Raw genomic sequence first — 6,801 nt, 5'->3', positions numbered from 1 at the left:
ATCTTCAGGGTTGTTGTCTATTGTTCAGTTATCAAAGTTCTTTGTGTTTGCCGCTCTCACGAGTCAGCTTTAATATAATACCATGTTTTCCCATATCTTGTCAACAACTTTTTTAAGATTTTTTAATTTTCTTTTTACCAGTTATTAACATTGGTATATATCAAAACGGAGAAAGAGGGATTTGAACCCTCGCGCCGCTATTAACGACCTACTCCCTTTCCAGGGGAGCCCCTTCAGCCTCTTGGGTATTTCTCCATACCGTTTCAAGCGCGAACAAATGATATTATAGTTGTGTCTTCTGGTTTTGTCAACAGTTTTCTTCCATTTTTTTACTTTACAGGAAAGCAATTTCCTGTAAAGTAAAAAAAACGGTACATAGTAGCATTCCCGCATCTACATACCGCTTTTCAGCTTCATAATGTATTATTCTCATATATGCCATCCAAGAGCATATAATAAAACATTTTTTACAATCCACTGTATCATCACAATTCCCAGTACAACGTAAAAATATATCCTTCTCAATTTAAAGCGCTTTATATTTGGTCGGAGTATCTTTTCACATGTCATGCCAATCCAAAACACGATCGACATTACCACGCCAGGCAAAACAGCCGGATGACATCTCAGGCTTCGCAACAGTTCCACATGCACTAACGCCTGCACCGCCCGTGTACCTCCGCATCCCGGACAGTAATATCCCGTCATTCGATACATATAGCATTCCGAGGCACTATACAGTTCGATATGGAAATATCGCATATACACTATCACCAGCGCCACCAACATATATAGCAACGTCAAGATCCTGTAACAAACCCACTCTGTTCTTTCACCCACATATTCCAACAATATCTGTCACCTCATACATTAAGGAGCAGACTCAGTCCCATCAGAATCCCAATCACAGAAAATGCCAGTGATATACACGATGTTATCACGCCAGTTAACGCCATCCCATTACCCGGTTTCTTCTTTAACGACAATATACCAAACACCAGTCCCAATATTGCCATAACCAACGTAAAATAAGGCACACAACACATCATAAGAAGTGCACAGATTCCACACACCATGGAAGCCACTGCCATCCCATCTTCTCCACCATCTTTTGCATTATAATTCATCCCCTGCCGGAAATTCTGTTCCTGCCGGAAGCTCTGGTTCTGTTGGTAATTAAAATTCTGCTGATAGTTCTGATTCATCTGCTCATTGGGATCTCGCAGATTATTCTGATATTCCAGCCGGTTCATCTGTCTAAGATCTTCTCCACAATGGCAGCAAAAATCTGCATTGTCTACATTTTCAAATCCGCATCGTCTACACTTCATCTTTTCGTTCCTGCTTTTTATCCTATTCCATCTACTTTACACTATTGCAGGTCTTGCCCATCCAGATCGATCATCGTCACTTTTTTTGTCTCCGGATCCACACTTACTGTACAATAATTATATGTATCTTCATCATACCAGCTATATGTATCAGAATATTCTCCTTCATATACATCGGATGCTTCTCCCCATTTAGCTTCCACATCGCTGATATCCATTCCAACCTGAATATTTCCAGGGAAGATTACTGTAAGACTACCATCTTCAACATCATACTCATCTACATATATCCCTGATACTTTACATTCTTTTATCGTCTTAGCCGAATCTGTTTTATTGGACACTATAAACATCAACGAATTAGCATTAGAATCCTGGAAATATACCAACTCATAATCATCTTTATTAATCACGTAGTCTTCTGATTTGTCATCCGTATCCAATGTAAGTCCAGTTTCTTCCAGCTTACTGACTTCACACGGAAATGTCACAACCGCATCATTAATCTGTACTGTATAACTCTTCCAGCTATCACCAAGGTCTTCATTGGCTGTAACCGGCTCTTTTGTAGTTTCTTTATCATCTGTCTCTGTTACATCATCTCTCGAATCTGTTGTATCTGCATCTTCGTCCAGCATGTTTTCAACCGTCTGAACCGTCGTGGAATCACTGATATATCCTGTTGCAAAGAGCCCGACACTTGCAATCAACCCACCAACAGCACCAACAATCATAAAAATCTTTGCTTTCTTAGCTGCTGCTTTAGCACCTTCATAATCACCTGCATTCTGCAAAGAGTTAATCTTACTTGCATATACGATACTTACAATACCCAGCGGCAGGCAGCAACACAATGTCACAAGAATCGAGAAGATAATATATGGCGTTCCACTAATCTGTTTCTCCGGTTGCCCATTATTAAACTGACTATATCCATTACCAGACTGTCCACCATAATTAAAACTGCTATTAGGGGTACTGTTATTTTGTCCATAGCTGTATCCGCCATTTGGATCACTACTGCTCTGTCCATAACTGTAATCGTTATTCGGCTCATCATGATTTTCCATCTCTGGTGTCTGGTTTTCAGGAGTCTCTTCCTTTACTTCAGCACCACAAAGCGGACAGTATTTCATCCCTTTTTCTACCTCATTGCCACAAAAACTACACTTCATACTTTTCTCTCCTTCCTTATAGCACCTTTGTCGGAGCCAGTACCGTAAATGGATATACACCTATATTCCTCACAATGCCATATATTAACATCATAATTAATACTGTCATTGGAATCCATAACGGTATATTCACACTCAGCTTCTCTCTGCCGCAAATCAACCATTGTATCCAGCATATCAAATAATACAAAATCAACCACGGAAGAATCAGTACTAATAATGGATTATATCTGAATGCCTGATAAAACCGCATATGCAGGATAGCATAACATGCCCTTCCCGCACCGCATCCCGGACAATAATAGCCAGTCAACGTATAAATCGGGCACACCAGACCTAATCCGTCCTTAGGATTATGATAATATAAAAACAGGGTACCCGCAAGCAATATTACAAAAACACCTGCACTAATTATAATGCGAATTTCTTTCTTCATAATTCCAGACGGATCATAGATTTTTTCTTTCATCATACTCAGCATTTTATCACCTGTTTTTTTCATTTCCAAGAATGCCTCGGCATTCTTGCTGCGAGGTGCGCGTCATGCAATTGCATGACATACTTCTACTGCGCACCTCTGCAAGTCTACACTCCGTTTCGGTCGGCGCAAAACCATTGTCCACCGGACAATGTGCGCCCTGCCGGAGGTTATATCAGCTGGGGGATTGACTCCCAGCTGATATAACAAAAGGAGTCTTGCATTAGCAAAACTCCTGAAAGCGGAGAGGGTGGGATTCGAACCCACGCGCCCTTGCGGACAAACGGTTTTCAAGACCGCCTCGTTATGACCACTTCGATACCTCTCCATGTATTCTACTGTTGCACTCGCTTGGTGCTCTAATATATTAGCATTTAGAATACTGAATGTCAATACATTTTTTGATTTTTTTATTTTTTTGCGTAAATTTCAAAAAATCCCTTATATCGCTTCTGTGTTTTCCGCGTCTTCCGACTCATCTGAATCTTCCTGCGCTTCAAATCTGGTGCGTAGAGCTTCAAACGCACGAATCCATCCCATATACTGTTTGCGCTCTTTCTTATCAAATCCGTCCGTCACTTCCAGGAATGAATAGATGCTGCTCCCCACTAATGGTTTGCCTAAAAATTCGTCTACCGAATGAAATTTGGACAGGAATGTAATACCATCCAGAATCACAACACCTTTAATGATACCATCACTATCTGATGCTACCATAACAATATTACCATTAAAAAATTTACCTTTTTTCTGACCAATGCCCACATTGCCCAATTTATGAATTTCCCGTACAGTAGCACGATAATTCTTCACCTGATAGTATCCACCTAATGCCTGCAGGATAAAAAGAATCAATATAACGAATAAAAGTTTGGATATCATAGGTAACTGACTAAACATGCACACTTCCTCCTATAGCCGGGAAGGAGCCCCATCAGCCTTACGTATCGCTGAAAGGACTCCCAGGTCATCTACCCTTTCCCGGTATTATTATGGTATTGTAGGTATTTAATATCTTTTAATATTATGGACTACAGTACGTGTCTTCCGTACATTGCATCCTGTTCTTTTCTCAGCTTGTAAATCAGAGTTGTCTTATCCAGATCAATCATATCATATGTGATCAGAGTACCCTTCTTAACATCCTGTTTCATAACTGCATTCTTAGTAACAAGACCGAATGGCACATATCCCTTAGCGTTAGACTCTTCTGCTGTAGCAATTGATCCGTGTGTTGTGTATCCACCGATACCATCGATAGTCTGTCCAGCCTTCAGATCGATCTTAGCTCTTGTAATACACTCAGATACCAGACCATCTTTAGCTACACATGTTGCATCGCCTTCGATTACTGCTCTTGCAACTGACAGAGGTGTCTCAAGGTTGCAGAGGTGATATGGACGATACAGTGTCCACAGTGGTCCAGGTCCCATGCTATGATATCCAAGCTGGTATGCGATCTCTGCATTTGGTGTAGATACTGTTACGAATACTCCCGGAGCAATTCCATTAACGTATTCTACTACGCCGTGTTTGTTCAGGATACCACCATCTTCTTTCAGTTTGAAGATCTCGTTCAGCTCTTTGATACCTTCTGTTCCAGGAGCTGTCTTTGGACCATGTCCTCCGATAACATCCGGGATCAGTCCTGTATAGTTAGACATAGCAGTCATCTCTACCATTGTCTTTGTACCATCTTTGAATGCGCAAAGCATCTTAGGACTCATTTTACGACGAGTAGCCTCTTCAAGAACTGTATCAGGGTTACAATCGTAGTCGATCTTGTTATTCTTTCCTTTACCCATAACTTCTACGTTCAGGCCCATTGCTTTAGCGAAGCTATACAGATGCATAACTGCACCCGGCTCATCTCCATCAGATCCTGTGTAGATAACGCCTTCTTCTTCCGCAAGTTTCTTCAGGTATGGTCCAATAACAACATCTGTCTCAACATTCAGCATTACAACATGCTTTTTATTTCTCATAGCATCAGTAGCTACTTTAGCTCCAACATCCGGTACACCAGTTGCATCAATCACACATTCAACAAGGTTAGCCTGAGATACGAAATTAGCATCCTCACAAGCAACATATTTACCAGCTTCCATAGCTGCATTAGCTTCCTCTAATGTCTTAGCTTCTACGATTTCTTCGTCCGGAACTTCAGCATATTTAAACGCGTGTACAGCATTCTCGATCTTGATATCAGATACGATTGCCGGTGTAATACCTTTCATAAGAACCATCTGTGTAACCATTCCACGGCCCATCTGTCCTGCTCCTACGATACCTACGCGAATAACTTTGCCTTCTTCTTCTCTTTTAAGAAGTTTTTTGTCCATGTTAAGCATAACTCATCTCTCCTTACTTATGTTATGAATTTAATTGATTAGTATATAGAAATCTCTGTTCCGGCCTGCAGATCCTCCACAGTTACTTTCTCAGAGCCTTCCAGCATAATGCATCCCGGAAGTGCGGCTTCTTCGCCGCCGCCAAAGTTGACAGTGCAGTGTCCCAGTTCTCTCAGTGTATATGGAGCTTCCACACCAACTGCAGTGATCTTGAACTCCTTATCACCAATCTTCATGGTATCACCAGGTGCCGGTTCTTTATAAACTGCAGAAATTGTATGTAACACAGAAATCTCTGCCAGTTCTTCCGGCGCATTCTCGTTAAAGAGAATGAAAAAACTGTTATCTGAGTCATTTAAAAACTCAAGTGCTTCTGCACCATGTCCTACGATTGTTACCTGAAATTTCATTTAAATGTCTCCTTCTTTTCAAGCTGAATGATATTTCGTTCAGAATTAGAACATTCCAATACTGAATACGAATGCAAGCAGTACAGATAAAGGTCCTGTGATCATACGCTCAAACAGTACAGCCGGAACACCAAGCTCAATTGTCTCTGGCTCTGCTTCTCCAAGTGAAAGTCCAACCGGTACGAAGTCTCCACCAACCTGTGCATCGATTGCGAATAATGCGCAAAGTGCATACTTAGCAGGAATAGCACCTGTTGCGAACTGCGCTCCAAGCAGAGTACCAACAACCTGTGCAATAACAGCTCCAGGTCCCAGAATCGGTGACAGGAATGGCAATCCACAAATAAAGGAAATAACAAGCATTCCCGGAAGTGTTCCACACAGCGGAGCGATTGTGTTGGCGATAATATCACCAAGTCCACTAGCGCTGATAATACCAAGCAATGTAGCTGTAAATGCCATGAATGGAAGGATATTCTTGATAACCATGTCGATTGTCTCACGACCTGCTGCAAAGAATTTATTTACAACATTACCAACGCCCTTACCAATGCGAACTACGATACCCTGTTTCTGACCAGCCTGAGCTGCTGCAACATCTGCTTTAGCCTGCTCTTTTGTCTTAGCTTCAGTCTTAGCTACCTGCTTCTCCGCCGCTGCCTCAACCTCTGAGCCATCAGCCAGGAACAGATCTGACTCTGTAACACCAGATACATAGATCTCAGGCTGAATATACTGTGCAAGAGGTCCTGACTGTCCAACCGGTGTAAGGTTAACAGTAAAGATACCCTTCTTAGGATACACACCACAACGTGCTGTTCCGCCACAGTCAACAACTGCTACCATAACTTCATCATCCGGGCATCCTGTCTTGAATCCATCGACAACTTCTGCTCCAGTCATATCTGCAATCTTCTGTGCTACCGGTGTAATTCCTCCACCTGTAACATTTAAGATTTTGTGGCATTTTTCTGTAGGGGTAATAGTCAGAGGACCGCCCCATCCGCCTGATCCAGCTTTAATAGTAATAGATTTATACATGATTCTACCTCCTCC

8 protein-coding genes and 2 tRNA genes are annotated in these 6,801 nt (G+C 41.7%); all 10 read right to left on the bottom strand.

The annotated features are described in order from the left end of the window. Positions 1-166 precede the first annotated feature (166 nt). A tRNA-Ser gene (locus DWZ93_RS05860) sits at positions 167-255 on the bottom strand. A 174-nt stretch (positions 256-429) separates the two neighbouring features. Continuing rightward, positions 430-717: a DUF2752 domain-containing protein gene (locus DWZ93_RS15315; protein ID WP_158574283.1), complete on the bottom strand. Its 288-nt coding sequence runs from the start codon at positions 715-717 to the stop codon at positions 430-432. Positions 718-863: 146 nt separating this feature from the next. Next, entirely contained in the window at positions 864-1,331 is a 468-nt protein-coding gene (locus DWZ93_RS05850; protein WP_118452243.1) for a DUF4190 domain-containing protein, read from the bottom strand. A 41-nt stretch (positions 1,332-1,372) separates the two neighbouring features. Beyond that, a complete protein-coding gene (locus tag DWZ93_RS05845) occupies positions 1,373-2,506 on the bottom strand; it encodes a CD225/dispanin family protein (protein ID WP_118452242.1) in 1,134 nt (377 codons plus the stop codon). Between the two features lie 16 nt (positions 2,507-2,522). Beyond that, positions 2,523-3,008: a DUF2752 domain-containing protein gene (locus tag DWZ93_RS05840; protein WP_243061136.1), complete on the bottom strand. Its 486-nt coding sequence runs from the start codon at positions 3,006-3,008 to the stop codon at positions 2,523-2,525. Positions 3,009-3,226: 218 nt separating this feature from the next. Further along, a tRNA-Ser gene (locus DWZ93_RS05835) sits at positions 3,227-3,312 on the bottom strand. 113 nt (positions 3,313-3,425) lie between these two features. Continuing rightward, on the bottom strand, positions 3,426-3,884 hold the full coding sequence (locus tag DWZ93_RS05830; protein ID WP_118452241.1) for a transcriptional regulator GutM: 459 nt from the start codon (positions 3,882-3,884) through the stop codon (positions 3,426-3,428). Positions 3,885-4,015: 131 nt separating this feature from the next. Next, entirely contained in the window at positions 4,016-5,335 is a 1,320-nt protein-coding gene (locus DWZ93_RS05825; RefSeq protein WP_118452240.1) for an NAD(P)H-dependent oxidoreductase, read from the bottom strand. Positions 5,336-5,373: 38 nt separating this feature from the next. Then, the gene (locus DWZ93_RS05820) at positions 5,374-5,745 is read right to left on the bottom strand and encodes a PTS glucitol/sorbitol transporter subunit IIA (RefSeq protein WP_118382617.1); all 372 of its coding nucleotides are present in this window, start codon (positions 5,743-5,745) and stop codon (positions 5,374-5,376) included. A 45-nt stretch (positions 5,746-5,790) separates the two neighbouring features. Then, positions 5,791-6,786, bottom strand: a complete 996-nt coding sequence (srlE, locus tag DWZ93_RS05815; RefSeq protein ID WP_118452239.1) for a PTS glucitol/sorbitol transporter subunit IIB — start codon at positions 6,784-6,786, stop codon at positions 5,791-5,793. Between the last annotated feature and the right edge of the window lie 15 nt (positions 6,787-6,801).

Origin of the sequence: Dorea sp. AF36-15AT (genome assembly GCF_003477705.1) — a bacterium.
GTDB classification, from domain to species: domain Bacteria; phylum Bacillota; class Clostridia; order Lachnospirales; family Lachnospiraceae; genus Claveliimonas; species Claveliimonas ammoniilytica.
The sequence above is the reverse complement of the archived record's forward strand: the minus strand, read 5'-3'. Positions and strand labels throughout refer to the sequence as shown.